1 protein-coding gene is annotated in these 347 nt (G+C 49.3%); it reads right to left on the bottom strand.

Annotated features, from left to right (window positions below; translation table 11 throughout):
• Nucleotides 1-120: 120 nt before the first annotated feature.
• Nucleotides 121-315, bottom strand: a complete 195-nt coding sequence (locus SB725_RS30390; protein ID WP_410923057.1) for an aldehyde dehydrogenase family protein — start codon at nucleotides 313-315, stop codon at nucleotides 121-123.
• Nucleotides 316-347 lie beyond the last annotated feature (32 nt).

Here is a 347-nt window from a genome sequence, read left to right as displayed (position 1 = left end):
CCATTCAAAGGTTTCAATCGTAGCGGGCAGGTCAGTGTTAAGGCATTCAGTAATAGGCTTGCCTGCGTCGACGCAATCTAAGGCAGCTAACTCATCCATATGCTCATGCATTAACTGACACTAGCGCTGCATGATAGCTTTGCGCTCTGCAGGAGACATCCGTCGCCACTCACCATGTTCAAAAGCGTCTCGGGCTGCCGTTACCGCCGTATTAACATCTTGCCGACTCCCATTAGCAATGCTACCTATGCAGGTATTATCAATAGGGCTGTAGTTAGGGAGTGTTGTCTCGGATACTGGTACTGTGGTATCTATTAAATGGCCTGCCCAAAGCTGTTGGTTGCTGG

The sequence above is a fragment of the Pseudomonas sp. SIMBA_041 genome (genome assembly GCF_046535095.1).
GTDB classification, from domain to species: Bacteria; Pseudomonadota; Gammaproteobacteria; order Pseudomonadales; family Pseudomonadaceae; genus Aquipseudomonas; species Aquipseudomonas mucoides.
The sequence above is the reverse complement of the archived record's forward strand: the minus strand, read 5'-3'. Positions and strand labels throughout refer to the sequence as shown.